Origin of the sequence: Tropicimonas omnivorans, from assembly GCF_031846565.1 — a bacterium.
In the GTDB taxonomy this organism is placed as follows: domain Bacteria; phylum Pseudomonadota; class Alphaproteobacteria; order Rhodobacterales; family Rhodobacteraceae; genus Tropicimonas_B; species Tropicimonas_B omnivorans.
On the sequence record NZ_JAVRHL010000003.1, the window covers coordinates 218,386 to 245,204 of the forward strand.

The following is a 26,819-nucleotide window of genomic DNA, read 5'->3' on the forward strand; positions in this document are numbered from 1 at the left end:
GTCAGTTCTCCCGATTGGGTTCAGTCAAGGGCCGCTCGAATACGGTCGAAAGGAGGGGGCGTAGCGCGTCCATGGGAAGGACGGGTGCACTGGCCTTTGGGATCAGGCCGGGGGTGAAGATCTCCGCCGGCAGGCGGTCCAGAAGCGCGGGATCGTCCGCGATGATGTGGATGGGCACGTCCGGCGGAGCGTCCTGCCCGGTCAGGAGCGGAGCGGGCTGATGGTCCCCGAGGACGATGAAGAGCGCCCCGTCCCCGAAGCCGGCGATGTACTGGCCGGTCACCTCAAGGGCGTAATCGAGGGACATGGCGTATTGCGCGCGGATGCGGTCCGGATCGGACCAGACCTCGCGCGGAGACTCGCCATCGCGGTGCTGCCCGTCGAAGATCGCGCCGTCGCCGATATCCTCCCAGGGGACGATCCGGGGCAGGGGCGTCCACGGCGCATGGGAGGTGACGAGGGCGAGCTCGATCATGTCCGGGCCGGGACCGCGCAGGAGCCTGTCCATGGCGCTCCAGGTGTACTGGTCGGGCATCGTGACCCATTCGAACGGCTCGCCCGCATAGCCAAGACCGTCCGCATCCAGCGTGATGTCGTAGCCGAACCAGCCCGCCTCCGGCCAATCCAGCGTGATCGCCGGCATCGCCGCCCCGGTGCGCCAGCCGGCGGCGCCGAAAAGGGCGTTCAGGGACATGCGCTCAGAGGTCATCAGTCGATCGTAGCGGACCTGGCTGTCGGTCCATAGTCCCGAAAGCAGCGTGCCGTGAGCGAGCCAGCTCTGCCCGCCCCGCGTCGGCGCGGCGGTCCAGGCGGAGCGGGCGTGCCAACCGGCGTCTCCGAGGGTTTCGCCCACCGCGGAGAGGCGCGGGCCGGAGAGATCGCCGTAATCCGGCGCGTCGAGGAAGGTGCGGCCGTAGGATTCGATGAAGGCGAGGATCACGTCCCGGCCTTCGAGGGCTGCGAAGGTGGCCTCTTCGGACGGTGAGGTCCGGAGCTCTTCGGTGAACTCCGCCAGATCCGCGACGCCCCGCCCCATCCGGCCGATCTGCTCCGCCACGACCGGCGTCGCGGAAAAGGAGGACCAGCCGGGCGTGACGTAGCTGAGGCCGAGGGGGGCGGCCGCGAGGATGACCGGGGCAGCTCGAGCCCAGGGCGGAACGCGGGACAGGCGGAAGAGGCAGACCCAGAGCGCGGCTGCGGCGAGCGCGATGGCCAGAAGGATCGCCGCGATCCCGAAGGCGGCTTCGAGACGCCCGATGCTGGAGGCGAGGAGGGACCAGCCCGAGACCAGAAGGTGCAGGTCGAGGAGCGGATTGAACGGGCGACTGAAGGCCAGGTAGGTGCCGAGGTTCGAGACCCTGAGCACGATGAGCCCGACCGCGAGCAGGACGAGCGCGGCCCTCAACATCCGCCCCGGCAGCAGCGCCAGCAGGGTGAGGAGGAGCGGCAGTTCCGTCGTCGGCCGCAGGAAACGGGAGGCGGTGAGGCCCGCGGGGTGCGAGGGCATGACCAGCACGAGATGCAGGATGAGGACGCCGAGGGCGACTGCGAGGCCATTTGCGATTGCGCGGATTCTCATCGCCGGTCCGCCAATTCGATATCCCGCACGCCGGGACCGGGGGAGGTGAGCAGAAGCGCCAGCGCGGGCAGAACGGAGATAAGCATCGCGAGGCCGAAGGCGATCCCGGCGGCGACGCCGGCCGCCGGGCTTGCACCCGCGATCGGAAAGAGCGCGGCGGCGGCGCCCTCGCGCCAGCCCCAGCCCGCCACGGTCAGCGGGATGACCATGGCGAGGAGGATCATCGGGATGAGAAGAAGAGAAGCGCCGAGTGGCAGCGCCACCCCGGTCGCCCTCGCGCAGGCGGCGAAGGCGGCGACGTTCAGAAGCGCGGCCCCGACGGAGAGCGCGGCATGGGCGACGCGCACCTTTGCGGACGGCAGGCACTGCGCCACGAAGCCCGCGATCCGGCTGCCGCGCAAGGCGAATGCCGCAACGACAAGGGCCGCGACGATAATGATTGCCAGGGCGCTCCAGCGGCCGACCGGCCACGCGATGGCGCCGGGGACGAGCAGGACCGAGATGAGCCCCGCCAGCGCCACCGCCAGCATCCCGGCCTGACCGAGGGCGCGCTCGAAGATCACCGCCTGCCCGGCGCGCCTCAGGCCGTTCTGCCCGATCCTCGAGCGCACCGCCCGGGCTCCGTCGCCGACGACCCCGCCCGGCAAGGTCGTGTTGGCCAGCTGCGACAGGAAATACTCGCGCACCGCCCAGCCCGCCGAAAACTCCATTCCGAGGCAGCGCGCCACCAGCCGCCATCTCAGCGCCATTGCAAGGGTCTGTGCCAGCAGGCACGCCACCGCCGCGGCGATCCAGACGGGCGCCACGGACCGCAGCCGTTCGATCACCTCGGCGCGGCCCACGGCCCAGATGAAGAGGGCGATCAGAAGGATCGATCCTGCAAGGCGGAGGTATCGGTTCACCGCGTCCTCGCCAGCCACAGGATATCGCGCCCGAAGGACCACGCCACGAGCGCCGCCGCGACGAGGGCCGCCGGCCGCGCGAGGATCTCCGGCAGGAGAGGTGCCGTCAGGGCGGCGAGCGTGCCGATCTGCAGGACGCAGACGGTCTTCCTGCGGAAGCTGCCCGGGAGCGGCGCCTGGAGCCACGGAAGCGCGACCCCCGCCGCCACGAAGGCATAGCGGGCGAAGCCGAGGACGAGAAGCTCCGGCCCCGCGCGCCCGTTCAGCATCAGAGACAGGGCAAGGATGGCGGCGAGGGCCGAATCGACCTCCATGTCGAAGCGCGCGCCGAAGGCCGAGGACAGTCCCTGCCGCCGCGCCAGCCACCCGTCGATGCCGTCGAGCGACAGCGTCAGGATCGCCAGCACGAAGACGGGCCAGCCGGGCAGGACGCCACCGGCGAGACTGGCGGCCAGTCCCGCCGTCATCGCAAGGCGGATTGCGGTGACGAGGTTGCAGGCGCCGACGCGCCCGTGCGGATAGTGAAGAGACATGCCGCGCGTCGCGATGATCGCGCCCGCCAGGAAGATCGCGGCCGTCACCGCGACGCCGGAGGGAGCCAGTCCCCAGCCGAGGGCAAGCGCAAGCGGCGCGATCGCCGTGCAGACCAGCGCCATGCGCCACGCCGGAGAGGCGCCGGAGGGACCGATATCGACACTCATGCGGCGCGTGCCTGAACGGCCACCTCGGCTCCCAGCGGCAGGTGGTCCGAGGCGGCGCGGACGGTCGGACCGCTCAAGGCCCGCGCGTTGCGGACTGCCTCCGGACGATCCGTCAGGATCCGGTCGAGCGGCAGGACGGGGCGGCCGGACGGGAAGGTGGACCGCCGCGGACCGGCGAGGCGCAAGCCGGTGGCGCGGGGCTGCAGGGCAAGCCCGCCCCAGGGGCGCCACTCATTCAGATCGCCGAGGAGCACGGTCTGCATGACGGGGCGCCGCGCGATCACCTGGGCGACCAGCCGCAATTGAGCGACGCGGAGCATCTGCAGGAGCGAGAGGTGGCAGGACACGATGCGCAGGGCCTGGCCGGCAATCCGCGTCTCCGCCAGAATCGCGGCGCGAGGGCAATGACCCGGAAGCTCGACGATGCGGCGCGATGTGACGTCGAATTCCGGGCCGAGAAACAAGACGTTTCCAAGGTATCCCGAGCTCTCGGGACCCCACCGCATGTCCTCTTCGTCATGCAGGCTGCGAAGTCCGGTGAGTTCTTCGATGCGGCTGCCCTCGAAGAGCGCCCCATGCGGATGGTCGTCCGCGTCTGCTTCCTGCAGCGCGAGAATGCGGGGCGCCGCGGGGCGGATATCCTCCGCGATGGCCTCCACGATCCGCGCACCGTCGCACCGTCCGTCCCGTCCGACGGCGCGGTGGACGTTCCAGGTCACGCAGGAAACTGTCTGTGTCGTCACATGCGTACTTTCCGCATTCATCGCGTTGCAGGCCCGCTCGCCGGGCGCGGCATCCTCCGGAAGCTAGGATGCAGCGGTGGCGCGGCAACGCCACGTTTGTCGCACCCGAGGATCGCCACCTGCCTCTCTGGTTCGGCGCGTGGGCCAGCATTGCGGACCCTTCGGCGCGCGGCCCCTTCCCTCGGCGGATGGCGCCCGGAAGGCGTGGCGTGCTTCAAGCGTGGATCGTTGTGAAAGGGCGGCACTCCCGACCTCGCGGGGCGCGCGGCTCTGGTGCTCCACGGCGGGGCGTGCTCTGGGTTCGGGCGGGAGGAGACGGGAGGCGGTAACGCCTTCTGCCCGGCCATATGCAGGTGATCGCCCTGGACCCTAGACATCCCCAGACCGGCCGACCGAGGGTGCAGGGACGTCCTGCGCAGGCGGTCGCGGGCGTGCTTCTGGTCGCCACCACGATCCTGGTCATCTGCCACGAATGGTCCGGGCTTGCGGTCTTCGCCCTGCCGGCGGCCGTCACGACGTTCGGAGCGATCGCGCTTCTGGCCCTGCGCGTGGCCTGGTCGCGCAGGCTTTACCTGCTGATCGGGGGCGCACTCTTCGCCGTCGTGGCCGCGGTGCTTCCGGGGTGGCGGGACGCAGCGGCAGCGGCCTTCGGGACCGCCAGCTTCATCGCCGCCTTCTTCACCGCCCTCATGACGATCCGCAGCGTTGCAGCAGGCTCGCCCTCCATTCAGGCGTGCGGGATGTTCCTCGCGCAGCAGCCGCCGGGGCGGCGCTACCTCGCGCTGACCATCGGCGGCCACCTCTTCGGGCTCATCCTGAGCTACGGCGCCATCTCGCTTTTGGGATCGCTGGCCGCGTCGAGTGTGGCGAAGGAGCCGGATCCCGAGATCCGCGCCCACCGGAAACGGCGAATGCTGGTGGCGATCCAGCGCGGCTTCGTCTCGACGCTGCCATGGTCGCCGCTCGCGTTCGCCGTCGCGATCTCCACGACGCTGGTGCCGGGCGCCTCGTGGTCGGGCGCTGTCCTGCCCTGCCTCGTCAGCGCCCTGATCCTCTCCGGGACGGGCTGGGCGCTCGACACGATCTTCAAGCCGCGCCTGACCGTGCCGCGCCCCGCCACGCGGGCCGAGGGGGGCTGGCTGAAGGCGATGGCGCCGCTTCTCATTCTTCTTGCGATCCTGCTTGGCTGCGTGACCGCGATCTGGGCCGTCGCGGAGTTGCGCATCATTGCCGCGGTGATGAGCGTCGTGCCGATCATCGCGCTTGTCTGGGCGGGGATCCAGGGGCAGGGCGAAGAGGGCGCGCTCCGGCATGTCGGAACCCGCGCCGCCGCCTTCGCCGTGCGGGACCTGCCCGGGAACGGACCGGAACTGGTCCTGCTGGTCATGGCCGGGTTCATTGGAACGATCGGCGGACAGCTCGCCGCGGCGGTCGTGCCGGGCACGGGCTTCGATCTGGCGGCCCTGCCCACGTGGTCGGTCTTGCTGATCCTGTTCTGGCTCATCCCGGTCGCGGGGCAGATCGGCATGAACCCCATTCTCGCGGTCTCCCTCATGGCGCCTCTTCTGCCGACGCCCGAGGCGCTCGGCGTCGCGCCCTCCACGGTCATCGTCGCGATCACCGGCGGCTGGGCGCTGAGCGGGTCGACCTCCCCCTTCACCGCGTCCACGCTCCTCATAGGCTCCCTCGGCGGCGTGAGCGCGACCCATGTGGGCCTGCGCTGGAACAGCCTCTACGCGCTGACCTGCGGTTTCGTCCTGTCCCTCTGGGTGCTCCTCCTTGCGATCCTCTCATGACGGCCCTGCGGACCGGGGAGCAGTGACCGGCGAGCCGTGATCGCGAGCCGACCCTGAGCCTCGGCACACGGCCCGGCGGAGTTCAGTCCCGCGTCACGTCGAGCGGCTGGAAGACCGGCCCGCCATTGGCCTCTCCGTGGAAGGCGGTGACGCCGAAGATCGCGCGCATCCGGGCAGGGGTCAGGACGTCGGTCGGCGAGCCGTCCGCCACGATCGAGCCGTCCTTCAGCGCGACGAGGCGGGTGCAGTGGCGCGCGGCGAGGCCGAGGTCGTGGAGCGTGACGACGAGACCGTGGCCCTCGCCCGCCAGTCCGCGGAACACCTTCATGGTCGAGATCGCATGGGAGGGATCGAGACCCGCCGCCGGTTCGTCCGCCAGCAGTAGGGGCGCTTCCTGCGCCAGGGCGCGCGCGATGAGGACGCGGGCCTGCTCGCCGCCCGACAGCCGGGTCGCGGCGCGGCGGCGCAGGTCCACGAGTCCGGTGCGCTGGAGGGCGGCCTGGACGGCACTCCCGTCGTCCGGACCGGGCGCGTGGGGGGTCCGGCCGAGGGCGACCACATCCTCCACCGCGATGGGCCACGCGATCTCCCGCGCCTGCGGCAGGAAGGCCGCCGCGCGGGCCCGCTCCCGCGGCGCAAGCTCCGCGAGGGAGCTTTGCCCCGAAGAGGGCACGAGGCCGAGAGCGGCGCGCAGGAGCGTCGTCTTGCCGGCGCCGTTCGGGCCGATGAGGCCGACCAGCTCCCCGCGCTCGACCTCAAGGGAAATATCGTTCAAGATCGGCCTGTTGCGGAGCGTAACGCAAAAGGACCGAAGGGTGAGGAGGCTCATGGCGCGCCCTCCGCCCGCGTCCTCAGAATCAGGCGCAGGAAGACTGGTGCGCCGATGAGGGCGGTCACGACACCGAGCTTCAGATCCTCCCCCGGCAGAACCACCCGGACCGCGATATCGGCCGCGAGGACCAGCGCCGCCCCGCCGAGCGCAGACGCCGGCAGAAGGCGCGAGGGGCGCGCGCCTGTGAGCGGCCGGAGGACATGGGGCACGACGAGGCCGACGAAGCCTATGGTCCCGGCGACGGCCGTGGCCGCTCCGACGATCCCGGCCACGCCGACGACGAGGGCGAGGCGCAGGCGGCCAAGACGGATCCCCATCGCCTCGGCCGCATCCTCGCCCAGCGTCAGTGCGTCGAGGCCCCGCCGGGCCAGGAGGAGCGGGAGCGCCCCCGCCGCGATGAAGGGCGCCGCGAGCCAGACATGGCGCATCGAGCGGTCGGCGAGCGAGCCCATCATCCAGAAGACGATCTCGTTCGCTGCAAAGGGGTTCGGCGAGAGGTTGAGGACAAGTGCCGTCAGCGCGCCTGCCAGCGAGGAGACGGCGATCCCGGCGAGGATCAGCGTGACACTGCCGCCGCGCGGTCCCGCGAGAAGGAGAACGAGCACGACGCCCGCCGCCGCGAAGGCGAGGGCGAAGGCGGGCAGGGCGAGCGCATAGGCCGCGGCGAGCCCGGTCTGAAGGGCGAGGACCGCGCCGAAGGCCGCCGTGGCCGAGACGCCGATGAGTCCGGGCTCGGCGAGGGGGTTGCGCAGGTAGCCCTGCAGCGCGGCGCCCGAAAGCCCGAGGCCGCCACCGACGAGGACGGCAAGCAGGGCGCGTGGAAGGCGGATCTCCCGCATGACGAGGGCAAGCGGCCCGTCGCTTCCCACAAGAAGCGCGTTCAGCGACGTCAGAGGGCCGATCCCGGCCGGGCCTATGCTCAGCGAGACGAGGAAGAGCAGGATGACGAGCCCGGCGAGGGCGGCGGTCACGCGGCTCATCGGGCCTCCAGCCCGCGCCTGAGCTCAGCGAGGCGCCGCACCGCGCGAAGGATATGGGGTGTGCCGCAGACCCGGTCCGACCCCGGCAGCCCGGCATCGCGCCCGGCGGCGCGGATGCGCGCGAGGATCGGGTGGGACATGATTTCCTGGCGCCGGGAGAAGCCGGGACCGTCATCGCCGCCGGTGATCACGAGGTCCGGCTCCAGGAGCGCGAGAAGTTCGAGGGGGAGCATGCCGCCATCCGAGAGGCCGGCTTCCTCGGCCACGTTCGAAAACCCGGCCGCCGCAAGCGCTTCGCCGTCGAGCGTCCGGCTGCCGGAGGTCCAGCCGCCGGCGCCGTAGAAGGCGGCTCTTGGGCCGGAGGCCCGGTCGGCTCGGAGGGCATTGAGGTCCTGCTCGAAGCGTAGGGCGATCGACTCCGCGGCCGCCTCGCGACCCAGGATCCCGCCCATCCGGCGGATCTGGCCTGCGACATCGGCGAAGGAATTGGCCGGCGGAAAGACTTCGACCGCGATCCCGAGGCGGCGGAGCATCTCCGTCGTCGCAAGGGAGGAAAAGCTGCCGGAGAGGACGAGGTCGGGGGCGAGGAGGTAGATCTCCTCCGCCCGGCCCTGGTTGACCGGGTAGGCCAGCGCCTCATCCGCCATCGCGGAGTAGGCCGGATCCCGCGTCAGGCGCGAGATCGAGACGAGTTGTCCCTCGCCGGCGACCAGCATGGCGAGCTGGTCCGTGCACACGTTGAGGGAGACGACCCGTCCGGGGGCGGCCGTCTCTCCCATGGCCGGGGCAGCCGCAAGGACCACCCCGACCAGGAGGGCTTCAGAAATCCGCCTGAAGACCGACATAGGCCGTCCGCCCGCGCGTCGCATAGCCGAGCACCTCGGTATAGTCCTCGTCGAAGGCATTCTCGATCCGCGCGGTCAGGGAGACCTCGTCCGTGAGGGCATACCGCCCGGAGAGATCGACGGTCGTGAAGTCGTCGAGCTCGATGTCCCCTTCGCCCGTTGTGTAGAACGGGGTATCGTAGAGCCCGCTCACATGGCGCACGTCCACCGCGGCGAGGGCGCGGTCGCCCAGGAAGGCGTAGGTGGCGCCAAGGGACAGCTCATGCTCGGGGCGGCGGATCTCGGTGTCGCCGTCCGGGTCCTCGGCATCGAGCCAGGTGTAGGCGCCGCGGAAGGACAGATCCTCGGTCACGTCGAGCAGCGCCGCGACCTCGACGCCGCGGCGGTCGCTCTCGCCGTCCTCGTTGCGGTAATCGGGACCGCCCGGCGTGAACTGATAGATGATCTCGTTCTCGAGAACTTCGCGGAAATAGGTCACGTCCACACTGCCGCGCCCGCCGAGGACCGGAACCTCGATTCCGGCATCCCAGGAGCGGTTCGTCTCCGGCTCGAGATCGGGATTTCCGGTGCTGAACTGGGTATCGTAGAGTTCGATATAGGACGGATTGACCACGCCGCGCCCGGCGGAGGCGTGAAAGCGAAGGCCGCTATCCATCTGGTAGGACGCCGCGATGGTGTAGGTCCGCTCATCCTCGAACGGATCGTTCTCGCTGTAGCGAACGCCCGCCTGCAGATCGAGTGCGCCGATAGCGCCGCGATATTCGAGGGCGATGGAATCCGAGGACCGGTCGTAGTCGGGATCGGTGGAGGAGCTGTCCTCCTGCTGCTCCAGCAGTAGATTGAGTTGGTGATCCGTGGTGGCGACGGAGCGCCCGTCCAGCCCGAAGCTCAGGATGTATTCGGCGGACGTCGTCTCGGTCTTGGCGGGTGCCGCGTCGTTCTGGGCCCGCTCGTTCTGGGTGTTCTTCCAGGAGAGGCGGTGGGTCAGGCGACCGTCCAGCATCTCGTACTCCGCCCAGATGCCGGCGGTCTGTTCCTCGACATGGGTCTCGTCATCCGAGTTGACGACGTAGCCGTCCGCGGTGGAAGCCGTGAAGTCCGTGGCGTCGTACCCGAAATCCTCCTCGGCGATGCGGCCGGTGGCGCCGATCGTCAGCCCGGGCAGGATTTCGTAATCGCCCTTGGCGACGACGGAGCGGCGTTCGGTGCCGTCGCGTTCCTCGTCCTCGCCGGAGAGGTCGACGCCCTCGTCCTCGCGGTCGGTGAAGGAGAGGGACATGCCGCCCCTGTCATCCCGGAAGGAGACGTAGCCGGAGGAATTGTAGCCCCCGGCGCCGACCTCGAGCGAGCCGCCATATTGCGTGCCGGTGGATCCGGTACGGGTGATGATGTTGACGACCCCGGAGGAGGCATTGGAGCCGTAGAAGACCGATTGCGGCCCGCGCAGGACCTCGATGCGCTCGATGTTCCGCGCCGAAAGGCCGGACAGGTAGTATTCGCCGTCGCCCGCCGCGGCTTCGATCCCGTCGATCAGCACCAGCGTGTGGTTCGCCTCGCCGCCCCGGATCCGGATCTGGGAGAGGTTCGTGGAGGTGCCGTTGACGGAGAGGCCGGGCAGGGCGGTCAGCGCCTCCTGCACGGTGGCGATGCCGCGGGTCTCGAGTTCCTCGCCGGTGACGATGCTGGCGGCGCGGGCATAGTCCCCGAAGCGCAGCGGCGTGAGACCGCCGGAGACGAAGATCGTGTCGAGGTCGAAGGCGTCCGTGGCCAGCACCTCCTGTGCATGAAGGGCGATCGGCGTGAGGGCCGTTGTGGCGACGAGGCCGGCGGACAGTAAGGACGCGCGCATCGGCGGGGCTCCCGTGATGCGCCCCGGGACAGTCCCGGGGCGCGAGCTGCGGTTGTGCCGGACGGGGAAGGGACAGGACCACGCCACGGGCAACGACGAAGTCACCGCTGACGGAAGTCTTTTCCGTAGCCCGACGCGCGCCCCGCGGCCGAACAGGGTGATCACCTCGGCAGGTCTCCTGGCTTGCGGGTCGCAGCTTCGCCGGGCCTTCCCGCGCGAGGATCGCGCAGTGACATGTTCCGACGTCGCTCACCGCCTACAGTTGCGGGGGCAGCCGCGGCATCGACCCCGTTCCCGAAGCCTGACCGCGTTCCCTATTCACCGCGCATGTGGCGCGGACCGAAGCCTGATCGGCGTAGCTTTCACCGCACGTTCCGGCAAGCGATTCCGTGCGGCCGTGCTCGCTCGCGGCAAAATCGCCACGGCGCACAATGCGAGGTTGAAGGCCCGGCGATCACCGCCGCATCGGGCGAGAGGATCCGGGGTGCAGCCCCGAAGAAACCGTCCCTTGGATCAGGACTGGACGCTTCGCGGCCCTTGGAGATGCGACAGGGCGCCGGGGACCCGGGGCCTGTCGCAGCGATCAGGTCAGTTCGGAATGAGGACATGTCCTTCGAAGAGGCGTCGCGCGGTCCGGATGACGGCGCCGTGGACGGCGTGTGGCGTTCCATCACGGTCCTCGATCTCGGCATCGACCTCGAGAAGACCCGACGGATGCCCGATGCGCAGGCTGGCCTCCCTCTGCCGCGCGATGCGGGCGGGGAGGCTTCCGGGCAGTCGGGCCGCGACGCCGAGGCAGAGCCCGCCGGTGAGCGGCACCGCGCGGTGCGGATTGCCTATGGAGATCATGCGCACACCGATGTCGAACGCGTCCGCTGGCATCGTCCGGCCGGAGAGGAGCGTATAGTCCGTGGGTGCGAAGACCATCGCGACCTTGGGGATCGACGGGATGCCGCCGGCCGCCTCTGGCGTGGCGGCGATGCCCATGGCGACGGACGCGGCCCGGCGGATGCCCTCCATCGCCGTCATGAAGTCTTCATCCGCCTCGAGCGCCTCGGGATGCTCGGTTCCGGTCTTGCCGACGGCGGCGGGCTCGAGAAAGACGCATGGATTTGCCGCGTCCACCATGGACACGGTTACCCTGCCGATGCCCGGCACGTCGAGGACGCTCTCGGCCTCACCGTTCGCCGGCTGGAGGTGCCCGGTTCCGGCGCCGCCCGGATCGAGGAATTCCAGCCGGATCGGCGCGGCTGTCCCGGAAACGCCATCGATCGCCTGCCCGCCGGACACCGCGGCGGTCCCGTCCCTGACCTCGAAGCGGGAGACGATGATCTTCCCGGTGTTGGTGTTGTGGATGCGAACGGCGGCTTCGCGGTCTGCGCCTTGGGTCATTCCCTCGTCAAAGGCGAATGGCCCCATCGCGGAGGACATGTTGCCGCAATTGCCGCTGGCATCGACAATCTCGTCCGCGACTCCGATCTGGTAGAAGCTGTAATCGACATCGGCGTCGGGGCGGCTCGGCGGGCCGACGACGCAGACCTTGGAGAGCGATGAGATGCCGCCGCCCATGCCGTCGAGCTGGCGCTTGTTGGGATCGGGGGATCCCATCGCGGCGAGGAAGATCGCCGGCCAGCGGGACTCGTCGTTCGGCAGGTCCCCGCGCCGGAAGACCAGCGCGTTGGACGTGCCGCCGCGCATGAAGGTGCAGGGGATGCGGGTATAGCTCATGAAGCCCTCCTTGGCCGCCCGGACCGGCGGCGGAGTGTGACGCGGCGGGGCCGCGAGGGATCGTCACGGGGTCCGGTCCTCGGCACTTTAATCGAGGACGTGGCGCGCGGGCCAGACGAGACTGGTATCCGCCCCGCTTCCGGACAGCGAACAGGTAACCCCGGTGATCATCTCGAGGACGGTCGAGGCAGAATTTCTCCTCGTCGCACCCGGGAGCATCCTCCGGCGCGGTGCCGTCGGCTTCGTGACGGAGCAACCCGGAAGGCTGCCGGCCCAACGGGAACCGCGACGCCTGACGCGTACGCCTGAGCCGTCTCTATCACTGTAGTGGGAGGACCGAATGGAGCGGGCGAGGCGATTCGAACGCCCGACCCTTACCTTGGCAAGGTAATGCTCTACCCCTGAGCTACGCCCGCTTCCTTTCGGTGAGCGGGGGTTTAGACTTTGTGGCCGAGGGCTGCAAGAGGTTTTTTCCGCCGACTTTCGCCGCCGTGGCGTAAGGTTGGAGGAAAAGGCCGGACGGCCCGCGCGGGGCCTTCCAGGCCTTGGCTCAGGCTCGCTTTTTCTCCCCCATGGCAAGCGCGCCCTCGCCGCGGCGGCGACGTTTGCCGCGGATGAGGTTCAGCACCTCCACACCGCCGGCGAAGACCATGGCGGCATAGATGAAGCCCCGCTCGATATGCTGGTGGAAGCCGTCGGCAACCAGCGCCATGCCGACCATGACGAGAAAGGCGAGGGCCAGCATCTTGGTGGAGGGGTGGGCCTCGACGAAGGTCGCGATCGGCGTGGCGGCGGCCATCATGACGAGGATCGCCACGACCACGGCGGCGATCATGACCGGCAGGTGGTCGGCGATGCCGACGGCGGTGATGACGCTGTCGAGGGAGAAGACGAGGTCCAGCACCATGATCTGCGCGATGACGGCGGCGAATGTCGCTTCCGCCACCTTCGTCTCGCCATGGGGACCGCCCTCGACCTCGGCGAAGATCTCGGTGGCGGCCTTGTAGATCAGGAAGAGGCCGCCGGCGATCAGGATCACGTCCCGCCAGGACAGATCGAAGCCGAGGACCGTCAGGATGGGCTCGGACAGCGAGACGATCCAGGCGATGGAGGCCAGAAGCGCGATCCGCAGGATCAGTGCCCCCGCGAGGCCGACGAGCCGCGCGCGGCGGCGCTGCGCTTCTGGCAGGCGCCCCGCGGCAATCGAGATGAAGATGACGTTGTCGACCCCGAGGACGATCTCGAGGATCGTCAGCGTAAGGAACGAGGCCCAGACGGCGGGGTCGGACAGAAGCTCGAACATGATGCACCGGATGCAGGTATGACCGCCGGGAGATAGAGGCCTCCCGGCGGGTTGCAAGATCCGGTGGCCGGACGTGTCACTCCAGTTCGATCAGCAGGTCCTTGGCATCGATCTGGTCGCCCGGCTTGACGTGCACCGCCTTGACGGTGGCGTCGCGGTCGGCGGAGAGGCCGGTTTCCATCTTCATCGCCTCGATGGTCAGGAGCTGATCGCCGGCGGCGACGCTCTGTCCGGCGGAGACGGGGACGGAGGCGATCACGCCGGGCATCGGCGCGCCGACATGGGCGGCATTGCCGATCTCCGCCTTCGGCCGGACGGCCGCGGTCGCCTTCACGCTGCGATCCGTGACGCGAATGGTGCGGGGCTGGCCGTTGAGTTCGAAGAAGACCCGGGCAATGCCCTCGTCGTTCGTTTCCCCGCGGGCGGCCATGCGGATTTCCAGCGTCTTGCCGGGGTCGATCTCCGCCTGGATCTGGTCGCCCGGTTCCATGCCGTAGAAGAACGTACTCGTCGGCAGGACCCGGACAGGCCCGTAATCCTGATGCCGCGCGAGGTAGTCGGAGACGACCTTGGGATACATGAGGTAGCCGTTCAGATCCTCGTCGTCGATCTGGCTCAGCTCGAACGTCTGCTGGAGCTCCTTGCGCGTGCCCTCGATATCGGCGGGCGGGAGGGCGGCGCCGGGGCGCTCGGTCATCGGCTTTTCGCCGCGAAGGACCTTCTTCTGGATCTTGTCCGGCCAACCGCCCGGGGGCTGGCCGAGATTGCCGCGCATCATGTCCACGACGGAATCGGGGAAGGAGACCTCGCGCTTGGGGTCCTCTACGTCGGCGCGGGTGAGGCCCTGGCTCACCATCATCAGCGCCATGTCCCCCACCACCTTTGAGGAGGGCGTGACCTTCACGATGTCGCCGAACATCCGGTTCACGTCTGCATAGGTCTGGGCGACTTCGTGCCAGCGCTCCTCGAGACCGACGGAGCGGGCCTGTGCCTTGAGGTTGGTGAACTGCCCGCCCGGCATCTCGTGCAGGTAGACCTCGGAGGAGGGGGCCTGCATGCCGCTTTCGAAGGCGGCGTAATGGTTGCGGACATGTTCCCAGTAGTTGGAGATCTCCCGCACCGCGCCGATATCGAGCCCGGTATCCCTGTCCGTCAGCGCCAGCGCCTCGACGATGGTGCCGAGGGTTGCCTGGCTGGTGTTGCCCGACAGGGCATCCATCGCGCAATCGACCGCGTCGACGCCGCTTTCGGCCGCAGCGAGGATCGTGGCGCAGGCGATGCCGGCGGTGTCATGGGTGTGGAAGTGGACCGGCAGGCCGACCTCCTCCTTCAGCGCCTTGACGAGGATGCGGGCCGCGGCGGGCTTCAGAAGCCCAGCCATGTCCTTGAGGCCGAGGATGTGAGCGCCGGCATCCTTCAGCTCCTGCGCCATGCCGACATAGTATTTCAGGTCGTACTTGGCGCGATCGGCGTCGAGCAGGTTGCCCGTGTAGCACACCGTCCCCTCGCAGACCTTGCCGCTTTCGAGAACGGCATCCATCGCGACGCGCATGTTCTCGGTCCAGTTGAGGCTGTCGAACACGCGGAAGACGTCGACGCCGCTTTCGGCCGCCTGGGCCACGAAGGACTGCACGACGTTGTCGGGATAATTCGTGTAGCCGACGCCGTTGGAGCCTCGCAGCAGCATCTGCGTCATCAGGTTGGGCATCCGGGCGCGCAGATCCCGCAGGCGCTGCCACGGGCATTCCTGCAGGAAGCGGTAGGCGACATCGAAGGTCGCGCCGCCCCAGCACTCCATCGAGAAGAGCTGCGGCAGGTTGGCGGCGTAGGCGGGCGCGACGCGGATCATGTCGATGGAGCGCATCCGGGTCGCGAGGAGGGACTGGTGCCCGTCCCGCATGGTGGTGTCGGTGATCAGGAGCTGTTTCTGGTCCAGCATCCAGTCCGCGACGGCCTGCGGGCCGAACTCGTCGAGGATGGTGCGGGTGCCGGGGGCCGGCTCCGCGCGCGGCTCGGGGGCGACCGGCTCCCTGATCCCTTCGGCCGGCCGGACGCGCCCTTCGGTCTCGGGATGCCCGTTCACGGTGATGTCGGCGATGTAGGTCAGGATCTTCGTCGCGCGGTCCCGTTGCGGCGGGAAGTGGAAGAGCGCCTCGGTCTCGTCGATGAATTTCGTGGAATACTCGTTCGAGACGAATTTCGGGTGCTTCAGCAGGTTCTGCACGAAGGCGATGTTGGTCGCGACGCCGCGCACGCGGAACTCCCGGAGGGCCCGGTCCATCCGCGCAATCGCGGCCTCGGGCGTCCGCGCCCAGGCGGTGACCTTGGTCAGAAGCGAATCGTAGTAGCGGGTGATGACGGCGCCCGAATAGGCGGTGCCGCCGTCGAGCCGGATGCCCATGCCGGTGGCGGAGCGGTAGGTGGTGATCCGGCCGTAATCGGGAATGAAGTTGTTGAGAGGATCCTCGGTGGTCACACGGCACTGGAGCGCGTGTCCGTCGAGCTGCACGTCGTATTGCGAGGCGACGCCTGTCGCTTCCGTCAGGCTCTTGCCCTCTGCGATGAGGATCTGCGCCCGGACGATGTCGATCCCGGTGACCTCCTCGGTCACGGTATGCTCGACCTGCACGCGCGGGTTCACCTCGATGAAGTAGAACTCGCCGGTTTCCATATCCATCAGGAACTCGACGGTGCCGGCGCATTCGTAGCCGACATGTTCGCAGATCTTCCGGCCCAGGTTGCAGAGGCGTTCGCGCTGCGCTCCCGAGAGGTACGGCGCCGGCGCCCGCTCCACGACCTTCTGGTTGCGCCGCTGCACGGAGCAATCCCGCTCCCAGAGATGGTAGATGTTGCCCTGCTTGTCGCCGAGGATCTGCACCTCGACGTGGCGCGCGCGGGTGATCATCTTCTCGAGGTAGCCCTCGCCATTGCCGAAGGCGGCCTCGGCTTCGCGCCGGCCCTCGCGGACCTTCTCCGCGAGCTCGTCCGGGCCCATGATCGGCCGCATCCCCCGGCCGCCGCCGCCCCAGGACGCCTTCAGCATCAGGGGATAGCCGACCTCATCGGCCTGGCGGGCGATCTCGTCCATGTCCTCGCCCAGCACCTCGGTCGCCGGGATGACGGGAACACCGGCCTCGACCGCTACGCGCCGGGCGCTGGCCTTGTCGCCGAGCGCGCGCATGGTCTCGGCGCGGGGGCCGATGAAGGTGATGCCGGCTTCGGCGCAGGCTTCCACGAGCGCCGGGTTCTCCGACAGCAGCCCGTAGCCGGGGTGAACTGCATCGGCGCCCGACTGCTTCGCGACCCGTATGATCTCCTCGATCGAGAGATAGGCAGCGACCGGCCCCATCCCGGCGCCGACCCTGTAGGCCTCGTCTGCCTTGAAGCGGTGAAGGGAGAGCCGGTCCTCCTCGGCGTAGATCGCAACCGTCTTCTTGCCGAGCTCGTTCGCCGCGCGCATGATGCGGATGGCGATCTCACTTCGGTTCGCGATCAGGATCTTCTGGAAATCGGCCATCGTCGTCCCCGCATTATGCATTTGCAGCATAAGGTGTAGGGGCGATGCTCCGGGGGGTAAAGACTGCAGCGGCGGCGGCCAGCGGCGATGCTCAGCGGTGGGGGTAGCGCCCGCGCGACCGGAAGACGGCGCCGAGGACGAGCACGATCGCGCAGGCGACCAGCCCGGCCAGACGCTCCGTCAGGCCGTCGATATGATCGGGCGAGAGCAGGTAGATCGCGGAGGAGATGGCCCACAGCACGGCGAGGCCGAGCAGCACCGGCCGCGCCCATGCGATCTCCCGGCTTGCGCCGGCGGACATCAGCACCGGCACCGCGACGAACAGCGCGCCGAGCGCATAGACGAGATAGGTGTGAATGACGACGCCGCCCGTATCGTTGTCGCCGTACTCGTTGCGCGCGCCGATGACGACGACGAGGACCGCGAGGAGGACGAGGCAGAAGATCGCGGCCGTCCAGCCGTTCCTGCCCAGATGCGAGTGGGCCGCCGCGAGGGCGAGGGCGAAGAGCGCGCCCGCGAACCCGTAGAGCGCCACGTCCATCACGATCTCTCCCTGGCCCGCCGCGAGGTCCGAAATCGAATCCGAGATCCAGTTGTACTCCGCCGGCACGACGAAGGGCGCGACGAGGACCCCGAGAATGAGGGCCAGCACGCCCGCGAACGCGATGACGGCCAGAATGCGCAGAAGGCCCGATCGTTCCGAGCCCGGTGTGTAGAGCGTGTTCTGCATCAAAGTCCTCATGCGCGAAGGAATGGCCATCGGCACTTGATGTCCCACGGGGCAAGCCCTGGGAACTGGCAGAGTTCCGGCCCCTCGTCGCAATTCGGTGCCCCTCACGCGGATCTGGGTGGAACGGAAGGCGAACGCGGGCTTTCCATTCCGGCCCGCAGCGATTAGCTTGTCGCCCCATGAGCAGCTTCGACGATCATGACGCCTTCGCCTCCGCCGTTCCCCTGTCGCAGCGCGCGATGGCCGGGCGCGGCGCGCCCTATCTCGATGGGTTGAACCCCGCGCAGAAGGAAGCGGTCGAGACCCTCGAGGGGCCCGTCCTGATGCTTGCGGGGGCCGGCACCGGCAAGACCCGCGCGCTGACCGCCCGGATCGCGCATCTGCTGTCGACCGGAACGGCGCGGCCGAACGAGATCCTCGCCGTCACGTTCACCAACAAGGCCGCGCGCGAGATGAAGACCCGCGTGGGCAGGCTCCTCGGCGATGCGGGAGAGGGGATGCCCTGGCTCGGCACGTTCCACTCGATCTGCGTGAAGCTGCTGCGCCGACATGCCGAACTGGTGGACCTGAAGTCGAACTTCACCATCCTCGACACCGACGACCAGCTTCGGCTTTTCCGCCAGCTCATCCAGGCCGAGGGAATCGACGAGAAGCGCTGGCCGCCGCGGATGCTCGCGTCGATCATCGACGGCTGGAAGAACCGCGCGCTGCGCCCGGATGCCGTCCCCGTCGCCGATGCCGGCGCGTTCGACCGCAAGGGCGTGATGCTCTACGCCGCGTACCAGGATCGGCTGAAGACGCTGAACGCCTGCGATTTCGGCGACCTGCTTCTGCACATGGTCACGATCTTCCAGACCCATGACGACGTTCTCGAGCAGTATCGCCGCTACTTCCGCTTCATCCTCGTTGACGAGTACCAGGATACCAACGTCGCGCAGTACATGTGGCTGCGGCTCCTGGCGGGCGGGCACAAGAACATCTGCTGCGTCGGTGATGATGACCAGTCGATCTACGGCTGGCGCGGGGCCGAGGTGGGAAACATCCTGCGATTCGAGCAGGATTTCCCGGGCGCCCATACGGTCCGACTCGAACAGAACTATCGCTCCACGCCCCACATCCTCGCCGCCGCCTCCGGTGTGATCGCCAGCAACAAGGGGCGCCTCGGCAAGACGCTCTGGACCGAGGAGAAGGACGGCGAGAAGGTCCGCCTCATCGGCCACTGGGACGGTGAGGAGGAGGCCCGCTGGATCGGGGAGGAGCTCGAGGCGATGGGCCGGGGCACGCGCGGCCTGCGCCCCGTCTCCCTGGACGAATGCGCCATCCTCGTGCGGGCCTCGCATCAGCTCCGGGCCTTCGAGGACCGGTTCCTGACCATCGGTCTGCCCTACCGCGTCATCGGGGGCCCGCGATTCTACGAGCGGCTCGAGATCCGGGACGCGATGGCCTATTTCCGCCTCGCCGTCAGTCCCGATGACGATCTGGCCTTCGAGCGGATCGTGAACACGCCGAAACGCGGCCTCGGCGACAAGGCGCAACAGAAAATTCAGATCGCGGCCCGCTCGAACGGCGTGAACCTGCTCGAGGGCGCCCGCATCCTGCTGGCGTCCAAGGGGCTGACCGGCAAGGGCGCTGCCGCCCTCGCGGAGCTCGTCTCGGGGATCGATCGCTGGCACGCGCAGGTCCGCCTCGGTGGCTCCCATATCGAGACCGCCGAGATGATCCTCGACGAATCGGGCTACACCACGTTCTGGCAGAACGAGAAGACACCCGAAGCCCCCGGGCGCCTCGAAAACCTCAAGGAACTCGTGAAGGCGCTGGAAAATTTCGACAACCTTCAGGGGTTCCTCGAGCATGTCTCCCTGATCATGGACAACGAATCGGAGGATACCGAGGCGAAGGTCACCCTGATGACGCTCCACGCCGCGAAGGGTCTCGAATTTCCCGCCGTGTTCCTGCCGGGCTGGGAGGACGGGCTGTTCCCCAACCAGCGCGCGATGGACGAGCAGGGGTTGAAGGGTCTCGAGGAGGAGCGCCGCCTTGCCTATGTCGGCATCACCCGCGCCGAGGAGCTCTGCACGATCTCCTTCGCGGCGAACCGGCGCATCTACGGCCAGTGGCAATCGGCGCTGCCCTCCCGCTTCATCGACGAGCTTCCCGAGGAACATGTGGACGTTCTGACCCCGCCAGGTCTCTACGGCGGCGGGTTCGGAGCTGCGGGCATGGCGGCGAGCGCATCGCCGGCGATCTCCGGGGCCATGGGCTCGGACATGCATGAAAAGGCGAGCAAGGCGGACGTCTACAACTCGCCGGGCTGGCGCAGGATGCAGTCCCGCTCGGCGCAGCGGTCCGTCTCGCAGCCGCAGGAAACGCGGAACATGGTGATCGATCTCGAGGCAGTCAGCGCCTTCACCGAGGGCGACCGCGTCTTTCACCAGAAGTTCGGCTATGGCGAAGTGACGGGGATCGAGGGCGACAAGCTCCAGATCTCCTTCGACAAGGCCGGTCCGAAGAAGGTGGTCGCGAAATTCGTCGTTCCTGCCGCCTCGGCCGGAGACGTTCCGTTCTGATCCAGCGGCGCGTTACGCCATGAGCGGCTGAGACCTGGCCCCGCTCCTCGCGCGGCCCGTCCTTCCGACATTCACAGAGTAGGCCTCGGGCATGTTTGCGGGGCGCGCGAGCCGTCACGACGGGGGATGCTCCCGGCGTCCGGTGCGTCTTGAGTCATAATGTCCGGAAACAAAAAGGCGGCGGCACCAGGGAGGAGGAGAGGTGCCGCCGCCATTGTCAGAACGCCCAGGGAGGAGGAGAGGACGTCCCGATCTGAAACTGGCCTTCCCGTGAGAAGGGAAGGAGGACGGCGGCACCAGGGAGGAGGAGAGGTGCCGCCGCCATTGTCAGAACGCCCAGGGAGGAGGAGAGGGCGCCCCGATCTGAAACTGGCCTTCCCGGGAGGAGGGAAGGAGGACGGCGGCACCAGGGAGGAGGAGAGGTGCCGCCGCCATTGTCAGAACGCCCAGGGAGGAGGAGAGGGCGCCCCGATCTGAAACTGGCCTTCCCGGGAGGGGGGAAGGAGGACGGCGGCACCAGGGAGGAGGAGAGGTGCCGCCGCCATTGTCAGAACGCCCAGGGAGGAGGAGAGGACGTCCCGATCTGAAACTGGCCTTCCCGGGAGGGGGGAAGGAGGGCGGCGGCACCAGGGAGGAGGAGAGGTGCAGCCAGCCATATCAGGAAGCGCCAGGGAGGAGGACGGCGCGTCCCGAATGAGAAGTCCTCAGAGGCCCGCGGCTTCGCGCGAGATGCCCTCGATATTGGAGCGGTGCATGCCGAGATCGGCAAGCTCGCGGTCCGTCAGGTTGCCCAGCTCGCGGCGGGTCTGGCGGTAGAGTTTCATCTTGGTGCGGGTCGCTTCGTCGCGGCGGAACATGGCCGTCGCCCAGCCGAAGATGCCCGTGGTGCCGCTCATGCGGTCTGTGTTTGCTGCGTATGCCATATGCTCAATCCTCTTCGTCTCGTAACGCCACCAGAGGCTTCGTCCTCTATCCGTGTGGCGGCAGGCTCCGTGTCCTGCTGTCGAGATCGAATTTGAGACTTTTGCTGCGCTTGCACAACGCCCGAAGCTTCAACGCCGCCATGCGGCAATTGCATAAGTCATGCTGACCTATCGTCACTGAACCGTTACCCTGGCCCTCTACCGGACCCGGTCGCCCGCTTGCCTTCCGGGCGCCAGTTCTAAAGGGTGCGCTCGCCTGAAGGACAGGGAGGCTGAGATCATGGCGGCACGACGCGAGGATATTCTGGAGGCTCTCAAGGGGGTGGCGCTGCCCGGCGGCGGCGACCTCGTCTCGGCCGATATGGTCCGTGCCCTGGGAGTCGAGCCAAGCGGAGCGGTGCGCTTCGTCATCGAGGCGCCGAACGCCGACATGGCCCGGTCGCTCGAGGGCGTTCGCGTCGCGGCGGAAGGGGCGGTGAGCCAGGTGGCCGGTGTCACTTCCGCGGCCGCCGTTCTCACCGCGCACGGTCCCGCCGAAAAGGGACCGCCGCCCCAGATGAAGGTGGGACGCCATCCCACACCGCAGCAGGGCGGTCCCGCGCGGCTCGAGGGAATCGACCGGATCGTCGCCGTCGCCAGCGGCAAGGGCGGCGTCGGCAAGTCGACGGTCGCCTCCAACCTTGCCGTCGCGCTCGCCCGGGAAGGGCGGCGCGTCGGCCTGCTCGACGCCGACATCTACGGGCCGTCCCAGCCGCGGATGATGGGAACCACGAAGCGCCCGTCCTCCGAGGACGGCGAGCGGATCGACCCGCTGCACGCCCACGGGGTCACCCTCATGTCCATTGGCAACATGATGAAGGAGGACGAGGCGCTGGTCTGGCGTGGGCCCATGCTGATGGGCGCGCTGCAGCAGCTCATGACCCAGGTGAACTGGGGGAGGCTCGATATCCTCGTCGTCGATCTGCCTCCGGGCACGGGCGACGTCCAGCTCACCCTCTGCCAGCGGTACCAGCTCACGGGCGCCATCGTCGTCTCCACCCCTCAGGATGTCGCGCTGCTCGATGCGCGGCGGGCCATCGACATGTTCGGCAAGCTCAAGACGCCGGTGCTCGGCCTGATCGAGAACATGTCCACCTATGTCTGTCCGCAATGCGGGCATGAGGCACATCTCTTCGGTCATGGCGGCGTGGAGGCCGAGGCGCGGAAGATCGACGTGCCGTTCCTCGGTGCACTGCCGCTCGAACTGGAAACGCGGCTCGCCGGCGATTCCGGCACGCCCGTCGCGGCCGGCAGCGGAAAGGCGGCAAACGCCTACGCAGAACTCGCCCGGCGCCTCATCGGCGGCGGAATGGGCTGAGATCCCATTGCCGCCCCCGGTCCGGGCCGGCGAGTCGCGGGGCAGGTAGGATTTCGTGGTGACACGAGCCGGGCCTGCGGCCCGGCCCGGCCTCCCCGGCGGGCGTAAAACCCCTGTAACGTATTGATCTTGCGGCACACGTTGCGAATTTGTCCCAGCGCGGTGGGTCGAGTTCCCACGTGTCTTCCATCCTGAACCCGTTTCAGAGATCACAGCGCCGCGATCGGGCGTGAATCACGCGTGATTCTGTGGGTAACCAGTCAAGCACGCTTTCTACCACCTTGGTATTTTGCACTCCGACCTGTTGCAGTCGGGTCATCCAGCCACGTCAGCCTCACCGTCAATCTTATAGGGCGAATCGCTAGATGTGGTGAAAAGCGGCTGTTTTACATCAACATTCACACGGTTTGGCGGTCCGAGCTTGACTCCGGGCCACGTCCTGCGTCAGCGCGAATCTCCACGAATAGTCGCATCTCCCATTTCATGGGCTTGCGTGGGCAGGCGCTCCATGGCAAAACTTTCCTACGTTGAGAGCGGAACCAAAAAAGCGGGCCGACAAAGAGCACCGCAAAGACTTCCCCAAGTCAGGTTTCATACAGGCAATCCGCTACTCGATAAAAAAGAGATCCGGCGCGCAGCGAGCAGACATCCCCCCAGGTGGCTCCGCGATCGGACGAACCCAGTAATGGGACGAGGGCGGCGGATCGGACAATGGCAGCAGTCCGATCCGCCGTTTTTCTTTTCCTGGGGCGGTAATTGAGGGCGTGGCACGCGTTGCAGGAAACGTTCCGGGGCGAAGGCCTGCACAAATTGGACGGAAAGGGCCGGATTTCGATCCTGGCTGATTTCCGTCGTGTGCTCCTTGCCCAGGATTCCAGCGCCGTCGACGGAAAAAATCCAGAACTTACAGTTGTTTACGGCCATCCGGCCCAGAAGTACCTCGAATGCCATTCGGCCGAGGGAATTCAGGAAGTCGACCGCCGTATTTCGTTGATGCCGATGGGGTCCGAAACCCGCCGAAAGGTCGAGCGAATCTATTACGGCCTCTCCGTGAAGGTTCGTCTCGACGATAATGGAAGACTCGTTCTCAATCCCCGGATGCGCGCGAAGCTCGGCGACACGACGGATGTCTACATGACCGGCGCCGGCGCGACCTTCCAGATCTGGAACCCTGCCGTCTTCGAACGGCTCCGCGGCCCGATCTTCGATGCGCCGATCGACGAGGACGACGATACCGATTTCGACCCGCAATCGCTGTTCTTCGATCCGGACGGGGGGATCTGAGCCATGGCATCGGCCGACACGGCTCCCGAAGCGCCGAAGGGTCCGCATGTTCCGGTGCTCATCGATGCGCTCATCGAGGAGGTTTCTCCGGTGCGCGGGACCTGGCTCGACGGGACGTTCGGCGCGGGCGGCTACACCGAGCGACTGCTGCAGGCCGGGGCGGACCGGGTGATCGCTCTCGACCGGGATCCCACCGCCATCGAGGCCGCCGAGCCGATGCAGGCGCGCTGGGGCGACCGGCTCGACCTCCGCCTCTCCCGGTTTTCCGAGCTGGACGCGCAGGGCGATGCGCTGGACGGCGTCGCGCTCGACCTCGGCGTCTCCTCCATGCAGATCGACCGCCCGGAACGCGGCTTTTCCTTCCAGAAGGACGGCCCGCTCGACATGCGCATGGGCGATGACGGCCCGAGCGCCGCGGACCTCGTGAACACCGCCGAGGAGGCGGAACTCGCCGATATCCTCTTCCACTACGGCGAGGAGCGGGCGTCCCGCCGGATCGCACGGGCCATCCTGCGCGCCCGCCCGTTCGAGACGACCGGGCAGCTGGCGGAGGTGATCGCGTCCTGCCTGCCGCGACAGAAGCCGGGACAGATGCATCCCGCGACGCGCTCCTTCCAGGCGATCCGGATCGCGGTGAACGACGAGATGGGCGAGCTGGCCCGCGGGCTTGCCGCGGCCGAGCGCGCTCTGAAACCGGGCGGAGCGCTCGCCGTCGTGACCTTCCATTCGCTGGAGGACCGCGTGGTGAAGAGGTATCTCGCGGAGCAGACCGGCGCCGTCGGGCAGGGCAGCCGCCATGCGCCGGCGATGGCGCCGCGCACGCCGCGATTCGAGCAACGCCGCCGCAAGGCGACCGCGCCCGGCGACGCTGAGATCGCAGGCAATCCGCGCGCGCGCTCGGCCAAGCTGCGCGTCGCGTTCAGAACGGACGCCGAGGCGAACCCGCCCCGGCGCAGCGCGCTCGGCCTGCCCGGGCCGAAGGACTGGTGGCTGGAAACGGGGAACAGGGAATGAGAGGACTTCTCTACGTCGCCTCCGCACTCGCGGTGATGGCGCTGGCGTTCTGGGCCTACCAGGAGAACTACCGCACGCAGGCGTCGATCCGCGCCAACTCGGAGGTCAGCCGGGACATCGGCCGCCTGCGGGAAACGCTGTCGATCCTGAAGGCCGAATGGGCGTATCTCAACCGGCCCTCGCGGCTTGCGGATCTGGCGGAGATGAACTTCGACAAGCTCGGGCTTTTGCCGGTCGAGAAGACCCAGTTCGCACGGCCCGATCAGCTTCCCTATCCCCCGGCGGGACTGGCGCGCGTCGGCGCGCCGGTCGACCTCGTCGGCGTGGTTCCCCAATTCGCCCCCGACGGTGAGGACTGGCCATGATCCGCACGCCCCTTCGTCCCCTCGCCCGTATCCTCAAGGCCCGCGAGGACGGTGAGGATCCCGGCCTGATCGAGCGCGAGAATCGCCGCAAGCGCCGCGATGCGGATCGGGACCGCAAGCGCCTGCGGGCCCAGGGACGTCTCCTTGTCCTCGGCCTCTGCTTTTTCGCCGCCTATGCCACCATCGGCGTGCGCATGGGGATTCTCGCCAATGTCGAACCGGCCGAGCCGAAGGTCGCGAGCGCGGGGCAGCAGATCGTCACCCAGCGTGCGGACATCACCGACCGCAACGGACGCATCCTCGCCACCAACCTCGTGACGCGCTCGCTCTATGCGCAGCCGCACCTGATGGTGGAGCCCGAGCGGGCCGCACGCGAGCTGGCCGCGCTCTTCCCCGAAGAGATGGACGAGGAGCGCCTGCGCGGCTGGTTTACCGGGGAGCGCAAGTTCATCTGGCTGCGCCGCCAGATGAGCCCCGAGCAGATGCAGGCGGTCCACGATATCGGCGAGCCGGGCCTGCTCTTCGGCCCGCGCGAGATGCGCCTCTATCCCAACGGCCCGCTCGCGGCGCACATCCTCGGTGGGTCGCGCTTCGAGAAGGAGGACGTCAACGCCGCCGAGGTGATCGGCACGGCCGGCGTCGAGAAGGCGTTCGACGAGTATTTGCGCGATCCGTCGCAGGGCGGGGCGCCGCTTGCCCTCTCCCTGGACATGACCGTTCAGAGCGCCGCGCGCGAGGTCCTGGGCGGCGGGATGCGGTTGATGAATGCCCGCGGTGCCGCCGCCGTCCTGATGGACGTGCATAGCGGCGAGGTCATTTCGATGCTCTCTCTGCCCGATTTCGATCCCAACGACCGGCCCCGGCCGCTCGCGTCCGGCAACGACCCGTCAGAGAGTCCTCTCTTCAACCGCGCGGTTCAGGGGGTCTACGAGCTGGGTTCCGTCTTCAAGATCTTCGCCGTGGCGCAGGCCATGGAACTCGGCCTCGTGAACCCCGATACGATGATCGACACGAAGGGGCCGCTCGTCTGGGGCCGGTACAGGATACGCGACTTCCACGATTACGGGCCGAGCCTTTCGGTCAAGAACGTGATCGTCGAGAGCTCCAACATCGGCACGGCGCATATCGCGATGGACATCGGAGCGGAGCGGCAGGAGGATTTCCTCGCCTCCCTGGGCTTCACCACGCCGACGCAGATCGAGATGGTCGAGGCGCCGACCGGCAAGCCGCTCCTGCCGCCGAAATGGTCCGAGATCTCGACCATGACGATCAGCTACGGCCACGGCCTGTCCGCCAGCCCGCTGCACCTCGCCGCGGCCTATTCCACCATCGTGAACGGCGGCACGCGCGTGCACCCGACGCTGGTGAAGCAGGCCGGCCCGCAGAACGGCGAGCGCGTCATCAGCGAGCAGACGTCGCGGGCGGCGGTGGACATGTTGCGCGCGGTGGTGACCGAGGGAACGGCCAGCTTCGGGGACGTGGTCGGCTACGAGGTCGCCGGCAAGACGGGCTCCGCCGACAAGCCGAAGCCCACTGGCGGCTACTACAAGGACCGTGTCATCGCGACCTTCGCCTCGACGTTCCCGGCCAGCGATCCGAAATACGTGCTCATCGTCACGCTCGACGAGGGCGAGGACACGATCGGCTCGATGCCGCGCCGGACCGCGGGGTGGACCGCGGTTCCCGTGGCGGCAGCCATGATCGAACGCATCGCGCCGCTCCTCGGGCTGAGACCGGCCGTTGAACCTTCTCAGGAGGCTGCGTTAATACCGGCCAATCTCTGACGCAGGCCGCGGACGGCCGC

21 protein-coding genes, 1 tRNA gene and 1 riboswitch are annotated in these 26,819 nt (G+C 68.3%); of the genes, 7 read left to right on the plus strand and 15 right to left on the minus strand.

The features are described from left to right. Window position 1: 1 nt before the first annotated feature. Genes RM543_RS11630 through RM543_RS11645 form a run of 4 tightly spaced genes read right to left on the minus strand, consistent with a single transcriptional unit; the run spans window position 2 to window position 3,925 of the window. Complete coding sequence (locus RM543_RS11630; RefSeq protein WP_311691785.1) at window positions 2-1,579, minus strand: LTA synthase family protein; 1,578 nt, start codon at window positions 1,577-1,579, stop codon at window positions 2-4. Continuing rightward, window positions 1,576-2,481, minus strand: coding sequence for a lysylphosphatidylglycerol synthase transmembrane domain-containing protein (locus RM543_RS11635; protein ID WP_311691787.1), 906 nt, complete (start codon window positions 2,479-2,481; stop codon window positions 1,576-1,578). The genes RM543_RS11630 and RM543_RS11635 overlap by 4 nt, the downstream gene beginning before the upstream one ends. Next, entirely contained in the window at window positions 2,478-3,182 is a 705-nt protein-coding gene (locus tag RM543_RS11640; RefSeq protein ID WP_311691788.1) for a CDP-alcohol phosphatidyltransferase family protein, read from the minus strand. The genes RM543_RS11635 and RM543_RS11640 overlap by 4 nt, the downstream gene beginning before the upstream one ends. Next, window positions 3,179-3,925, minus strand: a complete 747-nt coding sequence (locus RM543_RS11645) for an endonuclease/exonuclease/phosphatase family protein (protein ID WP_311691790.1) — start codon at window positions 3,923-3,925, stop codon at window positions 3,179-3,181. The genes RM543_RS11640 and RM543_RS11645 overlap by 4 nt, the downstream gene beginning before the upstream one ends. A gap of 398 nt (window positions 3,926-4,323) precedes the next feature. On the opposite strand from RM543_RS11645, the gene RM543_RS11650 reads away from it, so the two are divergent. Beyond that, the gene (locus RM543_RS11650) at window positions 4,324-5,721 is read left to right on the plus strand and encodes a hypothetical protein (protein ID WP_311691792.1); all 1,398 of its coding nucleotides are present in this window, start codon (window positions 4,324-4,326) and stop codon (window positions 5,719-5,721) included. Between the two features lie 82 nt (window positions 5,722-5,803). Here the strand turns inward: RM543_RS11650 and RM543_RS11655 are convergent, their stop codons facing one another. The 9 genes from RM543_RS11655 to RM543_RS11695 form a co-directional block, all read right to left on the minus strand. Further along, complete coding sequence (locus tag RM543_RS11655) at window positions 5,804-6,550, minus strand: ABC transporter ATP-binding protein (RefSeq protein WP_311691794.1); 747 nt, start codon at window positions 6,548-6,550, stop codon at window positions 5,804-5,806. Then, window positions 6,547-7,533, minus strand: coding sequence for a FecCD family ABC transporter permease (locus RM543_RS11660; protein ID WP_311691796.1), 987 nt, complete (start codon window positions 7,531-7,533; stop codon window positions 6,547-6,549). Before RM543_RS11660 ends, RM543_RS11655 begins: the two co-directional genes overlap by 4 nt. Beyond that, window positions 7,530-8,378, minus strand: a complete 849-nt coding sequence (locus tag RM543_RS11665; protein ID WP_311691798.1) for an ABC transporter substrate-binding protein — start codon at window positions 8,376-8,378, stop codon at window positions 7,530-7,532. Before RM543_RS11665 ends, RM543_RS11660 begins: the two co-directional genes overlap by 4 nt. Next, window positions 8,353-10,227, minus strand: coding sequence for a TonB-dependent receptor plug domain-containing protein (locus RM543_RS11670; RefSeq protein ID WP_311691801.1), 1,875 nt, complete (start codon window positions 10,225-10,227; stop codon window positions 8,353-8,355). Before RM543_RS11670 ends, RM543_RS11665 begins: the two co-directional genes overlap by 26 nt. A gap of 151 nt (window positions 10,228-10,378) precedes the next feature. After that, a riboswitch (cobalamin riboswitch) is annotated at window positions 10,379-10,586 on the minus strand. 229 nt (window positions 10,587-10,815) lie between these two features. Next, window positions 10,816-11,955, minus strand: coding sequence for a 2-methylaconitate cis-trans isomerase PrpF family protein (locus RM543_RS11675; RefSeq protein ID WP_311691803.1), 1,140 nt, complete (start codon window positions 11,953-11,955; stop codon window positions 10,816-10,818). 341 nt (window positions 11,956-12,296) lie between these two features. Further along, window positions 12,297-12,371, minus strand: a tRNA-Gly gene (locus RM543_RS11680). A gap of 134 nt (window positions 12,372-12,505) precedes the next feature. After that, window positions 12,506-13,258 (minus strand): TerC family protein, encoded by a 753-nt coding sequence (locus tag RM543_RS11685; protein WP_311691806.1) that lies wholly within the window; start codon window positions 13,256-13,258, stop codon window positions 12,506-12,508. A 76-nt stretch (window positions 13,259-13,334) separates the two neighbouring features. Next, complete coding sequence (locus RM543_RS11690) at window positions 13,335-16,775, minus strand: pyruvate carboxylase (RefSeq protein ID WP_311691808.1); 3,441 nt, start codon at window positions 16,773-16,775, stop codon at window positions 13,335-13,337. Between the two features lie 91 nt (window positions 16,776-16,866). Next, on the minus strand, window positions 16,867-17,517 hold the full coding sequence (locus tag RM543_RS11695) for a DUF998 domain-containing protein (protein ID WP_311691810.1): 651 nt from the start codon (window positions 17,515-17,517) through the stop codon (window positions 16,867-16,869). A gap of 167 nt (window positions 17,518-17,684) precedes the next feature. Between RM543_RS11695 and RM543_RS11700 the strand changes: the two genes are divergently transcribed. Continuing rightward, on the plus strand, window positions 17,685-20,072 hold the full coding sequence (locus RM543_RS11700; protein WP_311691812.1) for an ATP-dependent helicase: 2,388 nt from the start codon (window positions 17,685-17,687) through the stop codon (window positions 20,070-20,072). Window positions 20,073-20,776: 704 nt separating this feature from the next. Here the strand turns inward: RM543_RS11700 and RM543_RS11705 are convergent. Continuing rightward, a complete protein-coding gene (locus RM543_RS11705) occupies window positions 20,777-20,995 on the minus strand; it encodes a DUF1127 domain-containing protein (protein ID WP_311691814.1) in 219 nt (72 codons plus the stop codon). Between the two features lie 280 nt (window positions 20,996-21,275). On the opposite strand from RM543_RS11705, the gene RM543_RS11710 reads away from it, so the two are divergent. Beyond that, window positions 21,276-22,352 carry an Mrp/NBP35 family ATP-binding protein gene (locus RM543_RS11710; protein WP_311691816.1) on the plus strand — a complete coding sequence of 359 codons (1,077 nt, stop codon included), beginning with the start codon at window positions 21,276-21,278 and terminating at the stop codon, window positions 22,350-22,352. 591 nt (window positions 22,353-22,943) lie between these two features. Here the strand turns inward: RM543_RS11710 and RM543_RS11715 are convergent. Beyond that, window positions 22,944-23,303 carry a hypothetical protein gene (locus tag RM543_RS11715; protein ID WP_311691818.1) on the minus strand — a complete coding sequence of 120 codons (360 nt, stop codon included), beginning with the start codon at window positions 23,301-23,303 and terminating at the stop codon, window positions 22,944-22,946. Between the two features lie 42 nt (window positions 23,304-23,345). On the opposite strand from RM543_RS11715, the gene RM543_RS11720 reads away from it, so the two are divergent. Genes RM543_RS11720 through RM543_RS11735 form a run of 4 tightly spaced genes read left to right on the plus strand, consistent with a single transcriptional unit; the run spans window position 23,346 to window position 26,799 of the window. Beyond that, entirely contained in the window at window positions 23,346-23,636 is a 291-nt protein-coding gene (locus tag RM543_RS11720; protein ID WP_311691820.1) for a division/cell wall cluster transcriptional repressor MraZ, read from the plus strand. A 3-nt stretch (window positions 23,637-23,639) separates the two neighbouring features. Then, a complete protein-coding gene (rsmH, locus tag RM543_RS11725; RefSeq protein WP_311691822.1) occupies window positions 23,640-24,650 on the plus strand; it encodes a 16S rRNA (cytosine(1402)-N(4))-methyltransferase RsmH in 1,011 nt (336 codons plus the stop codon). Beyond that, the gene (gene ftsL / locus RM543_RS11730; protein WP_311691824.1) at window positions 24,647-25,015 is read left to right on the plus strand and encodes a cell division protein FtsL; all 369 of its coding nucleotides are present in this window, start codon (window positions 24,647-24,649) and stop codon (window positions 25,013-25,015) included. The genes rsmH and ftsL overlap by 4 nt, the downstream gene beginning before the upstream one ends. Next, window positions 25,012-26,799: a peptidoglycan D,D-transpeptidase FtsI family protein gene (locus RM543_RS11735; RefSeq protein WP_311691826.1), complete on the plus strand. Its 1,788-nt coding sequence runs from the start codon at window positions 25,012-25,014 to the stop codon at window positions 26,797-26,799. The genes ftsL and RM543_RS11735 overlap by 4 nt, the downstream gene beginning before the upstream one ends. Window positions 26,800-26,819 lie beyond the last annotated feature (20 nt).